The organism is Brucella sp. IR073 (genome assembly GCF_049065735.1).
Lineage (GTDB): Bacteria > Pseudomonadota > Alphaproteobacteria > Rhizobiales > Rhizobiaceae > Paramesorhizobium.
The window spans coordinates 287,502-304,659 of sequence record NZ_JBAKHD010000004.1 but is presented as its reverse complement, the minus strand read 5'-3'; the positions used below and the strand labels follow the sequence as shown (position 1 = coordinate 304,659).

Genomic DNA, 17,158 nt, shown 5'->3' with positions numbered 1-17,158 from the left:
AAGGCTCAGCGGGTGGTTCCGAGCTTGGTCAATGGAATGGTGGCTTTCGTACGATATTTTCCGCCACCTATGTCTTCAGGCCGGCTGAAATAGCTCCAATAGTGATATATCGGGGTCTTCGGGTCGGTACAAAGGAATCCATTTTTCATCGACAGATAAAGGGGGGAATAATAGCAAGTCCCCTTGTATCCTCCGTTGCGCTCGGATGTCGCGGCCAGATAGGGCGCGATTGTGCCCCATTCGCCATCGGCCTCGCAATTGGTCAGGTTATAGGTTTCCCCGGCATACAATTCTTGAAAATAACAGGTATAAGTGACCTTCGCATTTTGTTCGGCGGGTTCACTGGCAAATGTTTCAACGATACGCTGAATCCATTCCAGGTTCTCCGGGGCTGACACGTCCGTGTCTATGCCATATTTAGGATTGGTTGGATCTACAAACCTAGATATAACGCCGCGTTGGAAGGCCGGAGCATCCTCGCCCGTGGGACCGGACATTACAAAGGTGGGGCCTCCTGAATCTCCTTTTGCCGTATAGGTGAAATCAGTTATTTGCCCTGGATTGCCGACGCAAACTTCAGTAAAAGTCGCCTCGTTGTGGCAATATTGATAATTATCCACGATCTCTATTTGTCCCTCCTGGAGAATTGGAGGAGTGGGTTTGTCTTTTGTCCTCCCAAATCCAACGGCAGTTACTTTCTCTCCGACTGCCGGCCGCTTTATGCTCAATGGTACGAGGCTCAATCCCTTAATGCTTGGATCGATAGGGGTGGTAAGGTGAACTAACGCAATGTCCCTACCATCGAGCCCTTTCCAATAATCATCCAACGGTGAAAATAAGAAAAACTTGTCAGAATTGGCCTTATATTTATAAACGCCCGTTTTCCAGCGCCCTACTTCAATCGTAGAAAAGCCAGAGGCTTGTGTGAGGGGAACCGAGTCAAAGTCTATCAGGCAGTGAGCCGCCGTCACGAGCCACCTTGGCGCAATCAGGGTAGCTCCGCAAATAAATGTCTTATTATTTATAATCGGCTCTATATATGTGTATGTCGGGAATATGTTCCTGGCGTCGTGCCCATTTACGATCGCTCGTCCGGGATTGAGGGCCGTCGTCGATTGGCTGCCTTCCTCCGCCACGGCGAACGACGCTGCATTCATCGACAATGCCAGCAAAAAGACTTTAGAAAGCTTATACACTTTATCCTCCAAGTTATTGTTTTCAATATATAATCAATGCGAAAAAGCATCATGGAGCAAAGTTGCGATACCTGCAACCATAATAGGTGTATCTGGTTAATGAATAATATCTAAAGTTGTACTAACGGATCGGCGCGGGCGAGCTGGTGCCTAAACATATGTCTGCTATAAATTAGCGTTCGGCTAAAATAGTTGGGAGTTGAAATGCCCTACGAACTGCGCCCCGTCACGTCCGCCGAAGACTGGCGGCATATGCATGCGATCCGTCGCGCCGTTCTTTTCGCTCCGGGGCGCCTTTCGATTGCCTATGACGAGAACCATCCTGATGACCGCGCAGCGGGTAATGTGCCGTATCTGCTGCTGCTCGATGAGCGTCCTATCGGCGTTGTCCGGCTCGATTATAGGGGAGAGGTCGCGACAGTCCGGCTGGTCGCTATCACGGCAGAAGAACAGGGCAGGGGCCATGGACGCATGCTGGAGGCACTGGTTACTGACGCGGCGAAACGGCGGGGTGTGAGGATATTGCAAGTCAACGCCGCGCCCGATGCGGTCGGCTATTATGAAAAGACAGGATGGCGGCGGGCGAGCTGGGATCCGTCCGAACTGAGGGGTATCGCGGCGAACTGCATCCAGATGACCAAGCATTTGTGACGGCGCCGCAGGCGAGGGGGATCTGCGAGGGGTTTCCATCAGCCTCGCGATGGGCTAGAGACGCGCCTCCCGAACATCCGGCGCCCTCGCGCTTTATAGCTGTTTCCGCGAGCCTTATCATGAGCCGTTTTTATTGTGGCGTCGATTTCGGCACCACCAATTCCACTGTCGGTCTTTGCCAGAAGAGCGGCGATCCCTTCTTAATTCCTGTCGAAGGCGATCACATCACCATTCCATCTGCGCTGTTCTTCAGCCTGGAGGATGGCAGCGTGCATTTCGGACGCTCCGCCGTGCATGAGTATATGGAGGGCGCGGAAGGGCGCTTCATGCGGGCGCTGAAATCGGTTCTCGGCACCAGCCTCATGAAGGAAACGACGCTGGTGGGGCGCGAGCGCATGACCTTCCAGCAGCTGATCGGCCGCTTCCTCCGCCATCTGAAGCTTCGCCTTGAAGAGCACGCCGGCGAAATGCCGGATGCGGTGGTGCTGGGCCGGCCGGTCTTCTTCGTCGATCACGATGAGACCGCCGACCGCGCCGCGCAGGACCAGCTCGAGGCCGCGGCGCGTGCGGAAGGGTTCCGCAACATAGAATTCCAGTTCGAGCCTGTCGCAGCGGCGCTTCATTTCGAGCGCACGCTCAATGCGGAATCGCTGGTACTGGTGGTCGATATCGGCGGCGGTACGTCGGATTTCTCGGTGCTGCGTCTTTCGCCCGAACGCGCAGCGGCGCCGGACCGGCGCGGCGACATATTGAGCACTTCGGGCGTGCATGTCGGCGGCACCGATTTCGACCGCATGCTCAATATCTCCGAGGTCATGCCGCATATGGGGCTGGGCAGCAAAACCAGCGACGGCAAGCGTCATCTGCCGGTCTGGTATTTCAACGACATGGCGACCTGGCACCGGATCAACCAGCTCTACACGGCGAAGACCCTGCGCGACATTCAGTCCCTGGCCCGCGAGGCGGCGGAACCGGAAAAACTCGCCCGCTTCGAGCATCTGTTGACCTATCGCTCCGGCCACAGGCTGGCGGCGCAGGTGGAGCGCGCCAAGATCGAATTGACGGATGTGCAGGAAACCGCCATCCGCTTCGACGAGCCGGGCCTTTCGCTGGCGCTGCCGGTGACGCGCGAGGCATTCGATGCCGCATGCGGGGAGTTGGCGGTGAAGATCGGCGGCGCGATTGCGGAGGCGCTGCAAAGGGCAGGGGTGGCGGCAGAGGCGATCGACACCGTGATCATGACCGGCGGCGGCGCCCTCGTCCCGCTGGTGCGGACCGCCGTCGAGGCCCGTTTCCAGGATGCCCGCATCGCGCAATCCGACCAGTTCGGATCGGTGGGTCTCGGGCTTGCGGTCGACGCCGTCAGGCGGTTCGGGTAGCCGCTTTTTATTCCATAGATTTATTTCCGCCTTCCCAATTTTGGGGGATTGGTTCGCGCGCCGTTTTCGGCCATTGAGCGGGTGAGGGAAGGCGGCCTTGAAAGCCGCCACGGATCACCGGCAGGGGCTGGTGACCGCGACATGCCGCTCTGGGGGAGCGGAAAAGGAGTGGGGTATGTTTTCTGGCAATCTCCAGCAACGGGGATGGATCAGGGCGGTTCTTGCCGTGGTCGTCGGTGCTTTCATTTTGACGGGGTGCATGACGCGCGATCCTCGTCTTGTCGAAGCCTTGAAAGGGATTCGGGTCGCCGAGATTCAGGTGGAATCCACGCCTGATGTCGCGACAGGTTTGCCTATGATCAACGGCAAGACGCCGGAAGAACAGGTGGTTATCGTCGAAAACGCGCTGCGCACAGTCGCCACCCGTGAGCTGAGAGGGTATCCCGGTGGCTCAACCCCGGCACGTCTGGTCATCACCTTGCAGCGCGCCGACCTTGCCTCGGCCCAAGGCCGCGTGCTGATGGGAAGCAATAGCTCGATCACTGGTACGGTTCGCCTGGAAGACGTGGGCAGCGGACGGCTGATTGCGCAGAATCCACGCATTTATGGCGAGAACCGCGGCGTGAAGGGCGGCGATCTGGGCGGCCACCTGGTCGCAATGGCCATCAATGCGGCGATGACCAAAAGCCAGGAGGGGCTGGCGGAAAAGCTCGCGACGGATTTCGTCAAGCACGTCAAGACCTGGCTCACGCCGAAATAAGTCACAAGACTTCAGGGGGGATATTATGGAACAGACATTTATGAAGGCCGGCATCGCATTGTCGGTCAGCCTGGTCTTGTTGAGCGGCTGCAGCACGTCTTCGTCGAACAAGGACGTCCAAACGCCAGCAAAAGCGGTTTCGGCTGCCTATGCCGGGATAGAAACATTCAGGAATGTATGCCTTGCGACGGCGCCGTCATTCGACGGAGCGATAGCGGCCGCCAAGCAGCGCGGCATTGTGAAATATTTGCCGCTTGGCAAGGCGCAAATCGGCTCGAATGCCGACAATTCGGTATCGGTGCAGGTCGAGCCGAACCATGAATGCGCCGTCACCACGCCAAACTACACCGGAGACGGAACGGCACTGCGCGCTGAGTTTATTGAAGCGGTGTCGAAGTCCGCCGGCGCGCCGGTGAGCGGCACAAACGTTCCGTTTACCGCCCAGATCAAGGGCGCCAAATTCATCTTCATGCACGACAGACGCGGCGGCGAGGCATTCGTAGCGCTTCGGGCGAAGTGAATATGGTAGGCATTGTGGGTATGGCTGAATACGCCTCGTTCCATAATCTATCTTATCTGATTTTGTCGTATAGCAGCTGCCACTAACCGGGAGATTAGGCCAATCCATCAGTCGCACGGTTCATCGAAATAACATATCCCGTCTTTCGACCATAAGCCGCCGCCGATGCGCATCATAATCGGTATCATCCTGTCCGCCCAGACCGTGCCTTCTGCCGTTGTCATCACATAACCGCAACTTTCCAGAAGCTGGAATGTAGACACGTATATTTCTGGAATTTCAAACGGGCGACGAGTTACCGGCACTTCCGGATAACGATCATTTGGAAACTCCGTAAACAGATCGATATACGCTTCTATAGCGCCCTCCAGCAGCGCTGGCGTGAGCTCTTCTGCGTGTCGCCGTAGTACATTTGGAATATCCGTCTCTCTCACATCGAGGGCGAGCATGGTTCTTTCCGGATACGCTCGGCGAAATAATCCTGCCTGCTCCAGACCCCAAAGCGCTTTGTGGTGTGAATTTATCCCGTCATGATAATAAAGGCCGGAGAACTCTCCATGACTGATCACCCCCCGTTCCTGCATCCGCTCCCAAAGCCGGCAAGAGAGATCGACGAAAAGCGCTTTTTCGGCCTGTGACGGAAAATCTGGCGTAGCTCCTCCCGCAATCTCCACCGATTACGCCTCCGCCTCGAACTGCAGCCCGTCATAGGCTGGTTCGACATGATCGGGCGTTTCGCGCATCACCGTTTCATAGTCGAGCGGCACGTGCATATGCGTCAGGATCGCGTGTTTGGGCTTGAGGCGGTCGATCCATTCCAGCGCTTCGCCCAGTGAGAAATGGCTGGGGTGCGTGCGGTATTGCAGGGCGTCGATGATGAGTATGTCGAGCCCTTGCAGGCGCTCGACGGTTCGCTCCGGAAACGCGCTTACATCCGGGCAATAAGCGACGTCGCCGATGCGGTAGCCGATGGACATGATATCGCCATGCACCTGCGGCAGCGGCTGGAACCGGATCGCGCCGCCTGCGCCTTCGATCTCGAAGGGCGTGTCCTCGTCGATCTGGTGTGCCTTCAGGATCGGCGGATATTTCGAGCCGGGCGGCGTTTCGAAGCAATAGCCAAAGGCTTCATCGAGGCGGTTCAAGGTCGCGCGGTCGGCATAGATGTCCATGAGTTGGCCCTTGAAGAAGGCGTAGGTTCTGAGATCGTCGATGCCGTGGATATGGTCGGCATGCCCATGGGTATAGACGACCGCATCGAGCGGCCCTGCCCCGGCATCGATCATCTGCGCGCGGAAATCCGGTCCGGTATCGATGACGATTGTCGTCACCGCATCGCTTTCGGCGATGCGTTCCACCAGCATGGCCGTGCGGCGGCGGCGGTTTTTTGGGTTGGTTGGATCGCAATTGCCCCAGTCGCCATTGATGCGCGGCACGCCGGGCGAAGAGCCGCAGCCAAGAATGGTGAAGCGCAGCCGGTCAGGCATATTCGCCTTCCGTGGGCTTCGGCATTTTCGAGAATAAGCGGAACACGTTTCCGGTTGTAATCCGCGCCAGTTCCGCTTCGTCTACGCCAATGGTCTCAGCCAATACCGCCGCCGTGTGGCGGACGAAGGACGGCTCGTTGCGCTTGCCGCGATGCGGTACGGGCGCGAGATAGGGCGCGTCGGTTTCCACTAGCAGACGGTCACGCGGCACGATGCGGGCGATGTCCCGCAATTCCTCGGAGTTCTTGAAGGTCAGGATGCCGGAGAAGGAGATATAGCCGCCGAGTTCGAGCCCGGTTTCGGCAAGCGCCCTGCCCGATGAGAAGCAATGCAGGATGAAGGGAAATGCCCCCTTCCCTGTTTCCTCCGTCAGGATATCAGCCATGTCCTCGTCGGCGCTGCGCGCGTGGATGACGAGCGGTAATCCCGTCTGCCGGGCCGCCTCGATATGGGCGCGGAAGCTCTTGGCCTGTATCTCGGGCGGCGCGTAATCATAGTGATAGTCGAGCCCCGCCTCTCCTATCGCCACCACCTTCGGATGCTGCGCGAATTGAATCAGCTCGTCAGCCATAACATCGGGTTCTTCATGCGCATTGTTGGGGTGCGTGCCGATGGAGCAATAGACTTCGTCATATTGCTCGGCGATGGCGCGGATCTGGTCGAAGCGCCTGACACGGGTGGAGATCGTCACCATGCGGCCCACGCCGGCATCGAGGGCGCGCTGGATGATCGCATCGCGCTCCTCGGCAAAGTCAGGAAAATCCAGATGGCAATGGCTGTCAATGAGCATTCGCCTCAGTCCTGCTTGTCGGGTTCCACATAGCGCGGGAAGACAGGCTGCGGCGCGGGCAGCGGTGAACCGCCGACAAGCGCGCCGCTTTCGATATCGGCGAAATTGCGCTTATCCTCGGACACGGCCAGGATGTCGAGCAGCTTTGCCGCGGATCCCGGAATAAAGGGCTGCGTCAGGATAGCGACACGGCGCAGCACTTCCGCCGTAACGTAGAGTACGGTTGCCATGCGGGCGGGATCGGTCTTGCGCAGCGCCCAGGGCTCCTGCGCCGCGAAATAGCGGTTCGCTTCGGCGACGACGGCGAAGATCGCCGCGAGCGCTTGATGCGGGGCCTGCTCGCCCATGGCTTTGCGCGCGGTTTCCAGCGCCGCATTGGCCTGGTCCAGTATCGCCTTGTCCGCGTCGGTGAATGCGCCCGGCTCCGGCACCTTGCCCTCGCAATTCTTGGCGATCATGGAGAGCGAGCGCTGCGCCAGATTGCCGAGATCATTGGCGAGATCGGCATTGGTGCGGTTGACGATGGCCTCATGGCTGTAGCTGCCATCCTGCCCGAACGGCACCTCGCGCAGGAAGAAATAGCGCACCGCATCGAGGCCGTAATGCTCGACCATGGTGAAGGGGTCGATCACATTGCCGACCGACTTCGACATCTTCTCACCGCGGTTAAAGAGGAAGCCATGGGCGAAGACGCGACGCGGCAGCTCGACGCCCGCCGACATCAGGAAGGCCGGCCAGTAGACGGCGTGGAAGCGGACGATATCCTTGCCGATGATGTGAACGGCAGGCCAGAAGCCGAATTTCTCCGCCTTGGTGTCGGGATAACCGATGGCGGTCAGATAGTTGGTGAGCGCGTCCACCCACACATACATCACGTGCTTTTCATCGCCGGGAACCGGAATGCCCCAGTCGAAGGTGGTGCGCGATATCGACAGATCCTTCAGGCCGGATTTGACGAAGGACACCACCTCATTGCGCCGCTCGGACGGCCCGACAAAATCCGGCTGGCTTTCATAGAGCGCCAGAAGCTTGTCCTGATATGCGGAAAGGCGGAAGAAATAGCTCTCCTCCTCCACCCATTCGACCGGCGTACCCTGCGGGCCGTAACGCACGCCATCCTCGCGGACGGTAGTTTCTTCTTCGCCGTAATAGGCTTCGTCGCGCACGGAGTACCAGCCGGAATAGCTGTCCTTGTAGATGTCGCCACTTGCTTCCATCGCCTTCCAGATCGCCTGCGAGGCGGCGTGGTGACGTTTTTCGGTGGTGCGGATGAAATCATCATTGGAGGCGTTCAGCGCCTGCGCCATGCGCTGGAATTCGCCCGCATTGCGGTCCGCCAGTTCACGGGGGGTAATGCCTTCCTTCTTGGCCGTCTGGAGCATCTTGATGCCATGCTCGTCGGTGCCGGTGAGGAAATGCACATCCTTGCCGTCCAGCCGCTGAAACCGGGCAAGCGCATCGGTGGCGATCAGCTCATACGCATGGCCGATATGCGGCTTGCCGTTCGGGTAGGAAATCGCAGTGGTGATATAGAATTTCTCGCGGCTCATGCGTGACCTGACTGACATATTTTCTGATGAGTGCGGTTGGAATAACGCATGTCGGCGAAGAATGCTACGGTTTCGGTCGAAATCATAATGTTATCAATTAACTGATACTGAACTCGCCATTACACAGAACAGGATTTTGACGTAGGAGGCAGATCGCGATAAAGGAAGTCGTCGCCTTTCACCTGAGGGCGTGGATCGAAACTGTGTTATGGTATGTCGGAATAGGTATTCTGGAAGAGGGGGATCGCCCCCCTTTTCCTATTCCGGCACCCCATTTTGAAACGCCCGGTGGGTCTTTTCCAGGAGGATCAGCACGGCCTGCTTGCGGTCGAGGTTGAAGGCCTGCGTTTCGGTGATCTCGCGGCGTATGCGGTCCCAGAAGGCGGACCAGGCATTAGCGGGCCGGACTGCCCCCTCCTCCGCGTGACGGCGGGCTTCCAAGGCGATGCGTTCCATTAGGTGATCGAGGAAGAGATCGTACTGGATTTCCGCCTCGCGCCCGCTCAAAGCGCCGGCCAGCGCCTGCGCCTGCGGCAGGTCGAACTGTTTTTTGCCAAGAATTGCGTCCGCAGTGCCGGCGATTTCGAGGCCGCCATGGGCGATGAGCAGCGCCGCCTTGCGTACGCTCCCCTCCGAGCGCTCGACGAGGGCGGATAGCCCCTGCGCTGCATCGAAACCGATGCCCGGCCCGATGGCGGCGAGGGCCTTTTCCATCGACGTATCGTCCAGCGGCTTGAACTGCAGCGTCTGGCAGCGGGAGCGGATGGTGGGCAGCAGACGTCCGGCGGAATGAGAAATCAGGATGAACAGCGCGCGGGCGGGCGGCTCCTCGAGCGTTTTCAAAAGCGCGTTCGCCGCATTGCGGTTCATGTCATCGGCGGGATCGACGATGACGATCCGCCACGCGCCGTCATGGGAGGTGCGGCCAAGGAAATGCGCCACCCGGCGAATTTCCTCGATGGTGATGCCTGTCTTGAATTTGCCGGTCTTCTGGTCGAGCGGGCGGTCGATATGGAGGATTGCGGGATGCATGCCTCCGGCGATCTGCCGATAGAGCGGACTTGAAAAATCCGGCGCGGCGATCTCCTCCGGGGCTTCGGCGCTGACGGGATATTTCAGCATATGCCCGGCGAGGTGAAAGGCCAGCGTCGCTTTGCCTACCCCGCGCGGCCCCTCGAACAGCAGTGCATGGTGCATCCTGCCGCTGCGATAGGTGCGGGCGAGAAAGGCGCTGATGTCCTCATGCCCGACGAGAAAGCCGTTCGCTGCCGGCGCGGGCACGCCGTCGATGGCGTCATGCGTTTCCTGCGCGTTGATCTCGCCGATCATGCGCCCTGCCCCCGGCTGGCAATCAGCCTGTCGACGATGGCGATGATCTCCGCGCTCACCTCATCTTCAGGTCGCGCGGCGTCGATGATCCTGCAGCGCTCCGGTTCCGCCGCCGCGATGGCGAGAAAAGCCTCGCGCCGCGCCTCATGACGTTCGAGCGTCTCCTTTTCGAAGCGGTCCGCAGTCTCCTCCCCCCGCCTTTTCATGGCGCGGGCGAGCCCATCCTTAGCCGGCAAATCGAGGATCAGCGTAAGGTCAGGCATGGCGCCGTCGATGGCCACGCGTTCCAGCATGCCGATAAGATCAGGATCGAGATCGCCGGTCACGCCCTGATAGACACGGCCCGAATCGATGAAACGGTCGCAGAGCACCGTCCTGCCGGCTTCGAGCGCGGGGCGGATCACCTGCTCCACATGGTCATTGCGCGCGGCGGCGAACAGCACCGCCTCCATGGCCGGGCCGAACGCCTCGGCCGCGCCGCTCAAGATGACATGCCGCACCGCCTCCGCGCCAGCGGAACCGCCGGGCTCGCGGGTGACGAGCGTCTCAATGCCCTCATCGGCAAGATGGGCGGCGAGACGCCTGATCTGGGTGGATTTCCCCGCCCCTTCCCCGCCTTCGAATGTGATGAACAGTCCTGCCACGCGCGTTTCCGGTGAATGATGATTGGTGAATGGTGAATAGGACATTTCCATTCGCTATTCACCCTTCACTCTTCAACTTTTTCAGAGAAACCGCCTGATCCACCCGGTCGCGAGTTCGACCGCCGCGTCGAGCGCCTTTTTGCTGATGCTGCCTTCCGGCACGGTTTCGGCGGCGAAGACGGGCCTTTCCTGAAGCAGCGTCTCGCCCATCCAGATTTTCAGCGTACCCACCTCTTTGCCCGCCTCGATGGGCGCCTTCAGCGGGCCGTTATAGACCACGCGGGCCTTGAGCGGCGGACGATCCTTCGAGGGCAGGAGAAGCTCGATCGCCTCTCCCGTGCGCAGTTTGACCGAGGAGCGCACGCCGCCGTAAACACTTGCCTCGCCCAAGGGATCGTTGGCCGGGAAGAGCAGCACATCCTCAAAATTGCTCATCCCCCATTCAACGAGCTTGCGGGCCTCCTCGGCGCGCTCCCTGTCACTGGCAAGGCCGCTCATGCCCAGAAACAGCCTGCGTCCGTTGCGCTCCGCCGATGCGATCAGCGCATAGCCGGAGCCTTGCGTATAGCCCGTGCCAAGCCCATCCGCGCCGATATCGAGCCGCAGCAGCGGATTGCGGTTACGCTGGGTGATGTTGTTCCAGGTGAAGCTTTCCTGCTGATAATATTTATAGAATTGCGGATAAGTGCGGTGGATATGGCGGGCGAGCGTCACCAGCTCGGCGATGGAAACCGTCTGCCCCGGCGCAGGCAGGCCCGTCGAATTAACGAAGGTCGATTTTTGCAGGCCCAGCGCCCTCGCCCGCTCCGTCATACGTTTGGCAAACTGCTCTTCGCTTCCCGCCATCCCCTCCGCCAGCACGATGCAGCCATCATTGGCCGACTGGACGATGACGCCCTGGATCAGATCCTCCACCCTTGGCGTCGATTTGATCTTGGCGAACATGGTGGACGTGCCCGACGGCGCGCCGCCCGTGCGCCAGGCATATTCGCTGACGGGGAAGGTTTGCTCTAGCGACAATTGTCCCTTGGACAGCGCGTCGAAGACGACTTCCATCGTCATCAGCTTCGCCAGCGAGGCTGGCGGAATGAGCGCGTCGGGGTTTTTGGATAGAAGGACCGTGCCGGTCTTGTCGTCGATCAGCAGGGCCTGCGGCGCCTTGGTTTCGATGGCGGCTGCGAAAGAAGCCGGCGGTGCGGCTATCGCTCCGATCAGAAGAACCAATGTGTACTTGACGGGAGCAATTCTTCCACGCTTGCGTTCAGATACCCCCCTCTGCCCTGCCGGGCATCTCCCCCTCATGGGGGGAGATTGGATGGGAGTTTCGCTTTCGCTAATCGCCAACGCCGCAGAATTAAGCGCCTTCATGGATGAAGGCCAATCTCCCCCCTTGAGGGGGAGATGTCCGGCAGGACAGAGGGGGGTACTGTCCCGCCAGCGCTTCCATTTCAATTTGAAATGCTCCAACGGCATGTCAGCCCCGCCTTGAGCAACCGCAGATCAGCCTCTATTCCGGCCGCACCACGAAAGCATCCGTCGCGCCCGCGGCCCAGGCGGCCTTGAGCAAGGCGTCGCTGCTTCCGGCAATCGTTATGCCGTAGAGCTCGCCATTTTCGGTCGGCACCTTCGTGCGCTCGACCTTGCCATAAGGAACAAGCGCGGCGGCAATGCGGTCGGCTTCGGCCTTATTGTTGAAGAAACCGGCGTCGATATATTCCGCGCCCCCGGAGGCGCTCGTCTCGACACCCAGCTTCTTCCAGGCGTCCGAGACTGCCGAAGGCGTGAGCACACTCGCATACGCATGGGCTTCGACGCTGTTGGCGGTGGCAACGCGCTCATCGGCATAGCCGGCAAGCGCCGCATTTCCATTGAGACCGCGCGCGTGGGCGATGCCGAAGAGAATGGCCGGCTTCTCGGTTACGATCGGTCCGATGGCCGGAAGCACCGGATCGCCCTCGCCCACGGCACCAGGCATTTGCGGCACAGGCGGCTGCAGACTGCTCCCGCTCGGCCCGGCCTCCCAGACCGCCGGCTGCGGCATTGCCGGATTCGTCATCATGTCCGGCATGGGACGGGCGCCGGGCAGCGGCGCGGTCGGCGTCGGGCCCGCCATGGCGATCATCACGCCGCTCGCCGGCTGGCCGATGGGATCGGAGCCGCTGCGGAACGATGCCAGCAGGAATTCGTCGTCGCGGCCTTCCAGCGGCGCGCGGCCGACATACTCCACCTTCACGTCAGCGGTGCCGTGATGCTTGTAATCGAGCATATCCGCGGCGCGCTGCGACAGGTCGATCACCCGGTCGCTCGCATAGGGACCGCGATCATTGACGCGGACGATGACGGAATTGCCATTGGCGAGGTTTGTGACGCGCGCATAGCTCGGCAAAGGCATGGTCGGATGCGCGGCGGAGAGATGGTTCATGTCATAGACTTCGCCATTGGCCGTCAGCCGGCCATGAAAGGCGGAACCATACCAGGAAGCCTTGCCGGTTCGCGTATAGCCCGGCTCCTCCTTAGGATAATACCACTTGCCCCGCACCTGATAGGGCTTGCCGATCTGATCACGCCCGCCGCCACGCGGCATCCTGGAGACGAAATTGGAGATGATGCGCGGACTTGCCTTCACGCCATATTCGGATTCGGCGAAAAATTCCTTCGGGCGGTGTTTTTTCGGCTTCGGTTCCGGCGAGGCGCAGGCGGCAAGGCAGGCGCCCAGAATGAAGACACCAGCCACGCGCAAATGATTGCGCCCCTTCCGGTATCCGCTCGATAAATTATTCTCAGCCGTCAATTGGCCGTCCCCGTCTTCCAACCCATTGCAATGACCCGCGTTTCTACGCAACGCTGCGACTGACGCGGCAATCGGTGGTCACAACCAGTCCCACCCGAAACTCTTGCCATCGATTCGTTGACACGACATTAAAAGAATGTGGCCCTGCGGTGACGAAACAGCGACATGAACCACTGGGCATAGTCTTGTCTGACCCGCGCCGCCTTGGCAAGACCCCGATACGAACACTTTCCCCAAACCATTGAAATAATTCGATTTCACGGATTATTGTGCTTTTTAATTCAAATTTATGAACCGAGTTTGTTTAAATGCGCGGTCAGTTGCGTCGTATATAAATAAAATCCAAGAAGGCCGTTCCACGCAAGAAGCGTGAGATCATCGTCAACAAGCCTCCCGGTTTGGCTTATCCAAGCCAGGAGGCTGTTGACGGCGCCTTCCGCAGCACGCTAAAGACCAATTATTCGGTAGCAAGAACGGTTGCAATCGGCGGAATGCCGAACGCTCGAATTCCTGAAAGCTAGCGAAACAGACAGTTGGAGGGGTGGCCGAGCGGTTTAAGGCACCGGTCTTGAAAACCGGCGTGGGCGCGAGTCCACCGTGGGTTCGAATCCCACCCCCTCCGCCATAGTCGTAGAGCGGGGGCTTCGTGAAGCGGCTCAATAATAGTAAGGCGCTGCCAATAATCGGGGGTTCGGAAGCGAGTGACGGACGAATTTGACGTCGTACTTAACGACGAAGGGAAGATTCATTGCTTTTTGACCAACGAGCCGCTTGAGCCTACACCTGAGGAGTTTGTTCGGCAGCGATATCTGCGCACTCTTCATTTTGAATATCGCTATCCGAAGAATGTAATGCGCCGCGAACTGCCGATCCGTCATGGATCCAAAGATATGCTGGATCGGCACGGCAACCCCATTCGGGCCGACATTGCTATTTATTATGACGCCGACGCCTGCGCAAACCGAGACCAGGGGCGCATACGGCTTCTCGTAGAGTGCAAGGCACCGACTAAAACAGAAGGGCACAATCAACTCGTCTCCTATACCTTTAATACGAGTGCAGAAGGCTGTGTTTGGTTTAACGGGTCCGGCAATAAGGACGAGGTGCTCTATTATCGACGGTTTTCTCAGCCGCAAAATGAACTCCGCACATGGATTGGAATACCTCGCTTTGGAGAAAGCTGGGATAGTCTAGGTCGTAGGCGGAAGTCAGAGCTTCTTCGCCCACGCGATATAAAGGGATTATTGCGGCGCAGCCATAACAGACTGCATGGCATGGGACATGACGGCGAGGAAGAAGACCTTACCATGGATATGGTGCGGATTATCCTGGCCAAAGCACAAGACGAGGAAGCGGGCTCTGACCTTCCTGAGTTCTACTGCACTCCGGAAGAATACAACAGCCCAGAGGGCCGAGACATCGTCGCGGGACGTATCGGAGCACTGTTTGATCAAATCAGGCGGAACAATCCCGGAATATTTTCAAATCACGAACGGATTACAGTTGGGCCTCAAGCGATCGCAGATGTCGTCGTTGAGTTGCAGGACTATCAGCTCCTGGCTGACTTCAATGCGGCTGACGATTGGGACATCATGGGGCAGGCCTATGAGCAATATACCTCAGTTTATTTGAAGAGACAGGCGGGACAGTTCTTCACCAATAGGTTCATTATAAATCTTTTGGTTGCAATGGTCGATCCTGCCTATGATGACGTTGTCCTGGATCCTGCGGGAGGGTCGGGCGGATTCCTAACCGGGACGATGCGGTACGTGCGGCGGAAAGTCGCCGAGGGTGAGGGCACGCCAACAGCTAAGCAGCGTCAGCTCGATCGCCATCGAAATAGCCTTTTCATGGTTGAGGTTCATAAGCGCCTAGTGAAGGTCGCCAAAACAGCGATGATTCTCAACGGCGATGGTCATGCCGGTATGACTGCTGGAAACAGTCTAGGAGACTATAGCGATTTCGACAAAACAATCATAGCGCGTGCCGGCAAGGGTGTGCCCCGTGTGATTCTAACCAATCCGCCATTCGCAGGTATCGGCGACGGAAGGGTAACCCACTCGGACGTGCTTAGGCGCTTTGAAACCGGAAAGCGTTGGGTAGAGCAGGACGGATCGTTTGTCCCCACGCAAGAGCTTGCGCCGGAGGGAACACCACCAGAACTGTTGTTTTTCGAGCGCTGCGTAGACTGGCTCGCTCCTGGGGGACATCTCGGCATTGTCATGCCGAAGAGCTTCTTAGACACAGCAACCTACAGGCCCGGACGAGAATTGCTCTTCCGCGAATGTCAGCTACTTGCCGTAATTAATTGCCATAAAAATACCTTTCAGCCGCACACTGGAGTTCGAACGTGCCTACTTGTTCTTCGGAAGAAAGAAGTGGGTGAGGTTTTAGAAGACTATCCGATATTCATGGCAATTTCTCGCAAGATCGGACAAGACAGTGAAGGTGTGCCTATTTTCAAGCGAGATGCAGCTAACAAACTCACGGAAGATATTGATCACGATCTCGATGAGATTTTGACCGCGTTTAAAGAGTTTAAGGTCGGTTCTATGGCGAATTCCGGCTATCACTTTGCAATTCGGCGTGGAGATATAGATACTCACCTTCGAATCAATCCGCAGATGTTCCTCCCCCACCTCAATGAAACGTTGGAAAAAGTTGCTGCGCTCGACGGGAAAGAAGGATGGACAGTTTCGACCATAGGAGAGCTAGAACCGGACATTAAAATTTTTAAAGGGCCCAGATTCAAGAGCGAAAACATTATTGTCGATGAAGCAGGGCCGACAACGGAATTTTATTATACCCCATCTGCGCTTCTCCAAGAGCGCAGCGAGAGTGTGAAGATAATTGACGTTGCACGAGCTAGCACGTCTCAACTGAGGACTATTGGCGCCATAAGAGTGAGGCGCGGGGATATTGTTATAACAAGGTCTGGCTCTATCGGGCGCATCAGCTACATCACCCGGAAATACGATGGCGCAATCGTCAGCGATGATCTAATCCGTGTCCGAATCGGCGATGAACGTTTACGTCACTATGTGTTTGGTTTTCTCCAGACGAAGTACGCTCAGGACCAGATGCTCCGGAATGAATACGGTGCTGTTCAGCAACATTTAGAACCGGATCATATTCGTAATATGTTGGTCCCGATTCCCGATGATCCTGAACGCCTTGCGCATTTCTCAGCCTCGGTTGCCCAGTCGATCGCCACGCGCGAGCAGTTGGAGCAAGAGAATGCAGCCGCAGTCGAAGGGCTGTCTAGTGCTCTTTTGGCGGCGACGGCCATAGAGGAAACATTTGTGGCTGCTGATTAGCAGTCTGCCATCGAAACGGGGCGATCAGGGACCGAGCAGAAAAGGCGGCTCCGTGAAGCCGCCTTATCACCACTGATATCCCTACCCGTCAGCTATAGGGCGAGTAGCATTGGCGCCGAGGGCCGTTATAGGGCTGGTAGGTGTTGTCATAAGCCCGGTAGGACCGGTATCTGGCCGAACACCAAGCGACATGGTTATTGGCATAGCTTGGAACCACGCGCGTCGGCTGGTTGGCGATGGCGCCGCCTATGGCTGCGCCGAGGCCGAAGGCCGCGAGCGGATACCACCACCCGTCATTATAACGCCTGTAGCCGGGCCGGTAATAACGGTAGCCGCGATAGCCGCGCCAATAGCCGGAACGGTATCCCCGATGCCAGCCATGACGATATCCCGGACGAGGGCCGTGACGCCAGCCCGGGCGGCCATGCCAACCCCTGCGGTCGCGCCAATGATGCCGGCCGTGGCGCCATTCACGATGCTGAACCTCAACAACTTTCGAAGCCGGCTCGACCTCTACCGCCCGAAGCGGCGCCGCGCTTGCGGGAACGATGGATGTGAGGGCGACGGCAAGCCCGAGTATAACGCTGCAAATTGCCGATAAGAACCTTTTCATGGACACCTCTCCTAATTGAAGCGAATCTCCGTCAGGCCAGACTGATGCGATATTGATGAATGCACAATGAATGCAGATCGCGGCGCGATCTATATTACAATTAGGCGAAAAATTTTATTGAACACTCGGGT

The 17,158-nt window shown here is 58.2% G+C and carries 15 protein-coding genes and 1 tRNA gene; 6 read left to right on the top strand and 10 right to left on the bottom strand.

From position 1 onward, the window contains the following. Positions 1 to 5 precede the first annotated feature (5 nt). The gene (locus ACOWVG_RS10850; RefSeq protein ID WP_420962125.1) at positions 6 to 1,196 is read right to left on the bottom strand and encodes a S1 family peptidase; all 1,191 of its coding nucleotides are present in this window, start codon (positions 1,194 to 1,196) and stop codon (positions 6 to 8) included. A gap of 204 nt (positions 1,197 to 1,400) precedes the next feature. Between ACOWVG_RS10850 and ACOWVG_RS10845 the strand changes: the two genes are divergently transcribed. The 4 genes from ACOWVG_RS10845 (at position 1,401) to ACOWVG_RS10830 (ending at position 4,506) form a co-directional block, all read left to right on the top strand. Beyond that, a complete protein-coding gene (locus tag ACOWVG_RS10845; RefSeq protein WP_420962124.1) occupies positions 1,401 to 1,847 on the top strand; it encodes a GNAT family N-acetyltransferase in 447 nt (148 codons plus the stop codon). A gap of 119 nt (positions 1,848 to 1,966) precedes the next feature. After that, complete coding sequence (locus ACOWVG_RS10840) at positions 1,967 to 3,226, top strand: Hsp70 family protein (RefSeq protein ID WP_420962123.1); 1,260 nt, start codon at positions 1,967 to 1,969, stop codon at positions 3,224 to 3,226. Positions 3,227 to 3,401: 175 nt separating this feature from the next. After that, positions 3,402 to 3,986, top strand: a complete 585-nt coding sequence (locus ACOWVG_RS10835) for a hypothetical protein (protein ID WP_420962122.1) — start codon at positions 3,402 to 3,404, stop codon at positions 3,984 to 3,986. 25 nt (positions 3,987 to 4,011) lie between these two features. Continuing rightward, positions 4,012 to 4,506 (top strand): hypothetical protein, encoded by a 495-nt coding sequence (locus ACOWVG_RS10830; RefSeq protein ID WP_420962121.1) that lies wholly within the window; start codon positions 4,012 to 4,014, stop codon positions 4,504 to 4,506. Between the two features lie 107 nt (positions 4,507 to 4,613). On the opposite strand, the gene ACOWVG_RS10825 is transcribed toward ACOWVG_RS10830, so the two are convergent. The 8 genes from ACOWVG_RS10825 to ACOWVG_RS10790 all read right to left on the bottom strand — a co-directional run bounded on the left by ACOWVG_RS10825 (position 4,614) and on the right by ACOWVG_RS10790 (position 13,097). Beyond that, complete coding sequence (locus tag ACOWVG_RS10825; RefSeq protein ID WP_420962119.1) at positions 4,614 to 5,180, bottom strand: hypothetical protein; 567 nt, start codon at positions 5,178 to 5,180, stop codon at positions 4,614 to 4,616. A 3-nt stretch (positions 5,181 to 5,183) separates the two neighbouring features. Then, on the bottom strand, positions 5,184 to 5,993 hold the full coding sequence (locus ACOWVG_RS10820) for an MBL fold metallo-hydrolase (RefSeq protein ID WP_420962117.1): 810 nt from the start codon (positions 5,991 to 5,993) through the stop codon (positions 5,184 to 5,186). Then, entirely contained in the window at positions 5,986 to 6,783 is a 798-nt protein-coding gene (locus ACOWVG_RS10815; protein WP_420962115.1) for a TatD family hydrolase, read from the bottom strand. Before ACOWVG_RS10815 ends, ACOWVG_RS10820 begins: the two co-directional genes overlap by 8 nt. A 5-nt stretch (positions 6,784 to 6,788) precedes the next feature. Beyond that, entirely contained in the window at positions 6,789 to 8,333 is a 1,545-nt protein-coding gene (gene metG / locus ACOWVG_RS10810) for a methionine--tRNA ligase (RefSeq protein ID WP_420962113.1), read from the bottom strand. Between the two features lie 258 nt (positions 8,334 to 8,591). Further along, positions 8,592 to 9,662 carry a DNA polymerase III subunit delta' gene (locus ACOWVG_RS10805; RefSeq protein ID WP_420962112.1) on the bottom strand — a complete coding sequence of 357 codons (1,071 nt, stop codon included), beginning with the start codon at positions 9,660 to 9,662 and terminating at the stop codon, positions 8,592 to 8,594. Beyond that, positions 9,659 to 10,351: a dTMP kinase gene (tmk, locus tag ACOWVG_RS10800; RefSeq protein ID WP_420962110.1), complete on the bottom strand. Its 693-nt coding sequence runs from the start codon at positions 10,349 to 10,351 to the stop codon at positions 9,659 to 9,661. Before tmk ends, ACOWVG_RS10805 begins: the two co-directional genes overlap by 4 nt. Positions 10,352 to 10,387: 36 nt before the next feature. Continuing rightward, positions 10,388 to 11,608 carry a D-alanyl-D-alanine carboxypeptidase family protein gene (locus ACOWVG_RS10795; RefSeq protein ID WP_420962109.1) on the bottom strand — a complete coding sequence of 407 codons (1,221 nt, stop codon included), beginning with the start codon at positions 11,606 to 11,608 and terminating at the stop codon, positions 10,388 to 10,390. A gap of 205 nt (positions 11,609 to 11,813) precedes the next feature. After that, entirely contained in the window at positions 11,814 to 13,097 is a 1,284-nt protein-coding gene (locus tag ACOWVG_RS10790) for a septal ring lytic transglycosylase RlpA family protein (protein ID WP_420962107.1), read from the bottom strand. 535 nt (positions 13,098 to 13,632) lie between these two features. Between ACOWVG_RS10790 and ACOWVG_RS10785 the strand changes: the two genes are divergently transcribed. Together ACOWVG_RS10785 and ACOWVG_RS10780 are read left to right on the top strand one after the other, a co-directional pair. Then, a tRNA-Ser gene (locus ACOWVG_RS10785) sits at positions 13,633 to 13,722 on the top strand. A 76-nt stretch (positions 13,723 to 13,798) separates the two neighbouring features. Next, a complete protein-coding gene (locus tag ACOWVG_RS10780; protein WP_420962105.1) occupies positions 13,799 to 16,414 on the top strand; it encodes an N-6 DNA methylase in 2,616 nt (871 codons plus the stop codon). Positions 16,415 to 16,502: 88 nt separating this feature from the next. On the opposite strand, the gene ACOWVG_RS10775 is transcribed toward ACOWVG_RS10780, so the two are convergent. Beyond that, positions 16,503 to 17,027 (bottom strand): BA14K family protein, encoded by a 525-nt coding sequence (locus ACOWVG_RS10775; protein WP_420962103.1) that lies wholly within the window; start codon positions 17,025 to 17,027, stop codon positions 16,503 to 16,505. Positions 17,028 to 17,158 lie beyond the last annotated feature (131 nt).

Coding starts and splice junctions, on each gene's coding strand:
- ACOWVG_RS10845 (WP_420962124.1), top strand. CDS start 1,401: ATGCCCTACGAACTGCGCCCCGTCACGTCCGCCGAAGACTGGCGGCAT.
- ACOWVG_RS10840 (WP_420962123.1), top strand. CDS start 1,967: ATGAGCCGTTTTTATTGTGGCGTCGATTTCGGCACCACCAATTCCACT.
- ACOWVG_RS10835 (WP_420962122.1), top strand. CDS start 3,402: ATGTTTTCTGGCAATCTCCAGCAACGGGGATGGATCAGGGCGGTTCTT.
- ACOWVG_RS10830 (WP_420962121.1), top strand. CDS start 4,012: ATGGAACAGACATTTATGAAGGCCGGCATCGCATTGTCGGTCAGCCTG.
- ACOWVG_RS10820 (WP_420962117.1), bottom strand. CDS start 5,993: ATGCCTGACCGGCTGCGCTTCACCATTCTTGGCTGCGGCTCTTCGCCC.
- ACOWVG_RS10815 (WP_420962115.1), bottom strand. CDS start 6,783: ATGCTCATTGACAGCCATTGCCATCTGGATTTTCCTGACTTTGCCGAG.
- metG (WP_420962113.1), bottom strand. CDS start 8,333: ATGAGCCGCGAGAAATTCTATATCACCACTGCGATTTCCTACCCGAAC.
- ACOWVG_RS10805 (WP_420962112.1), bottom strand. CDS start 9,662: ATGATCGGCGAGATCAACGCGCAGGAAACGCATGACGCCATCGACGGC.
- tmk (WP_420962110.1), bottom strand. CDS start 10,351: ATGTCCTATTCACCATTCACCAATCATCATTCACCGGAAACGCGCGTG.
- ACOWVG_RS10795 (WP_420962109.1), bottom strand. CDS start 11,608: ATGAGGGGGAGATGCCCGGCAGGGCAGAGGGGGGTATCTGAACGCAAG.
- ACOWVG_RS10775 (WP_420962103.1), bottom strand. CDS start 17,027: ATGAAAAGGTTCTTATCGGCAATTTGCAGCGTTATACTCGGGCTTGCC.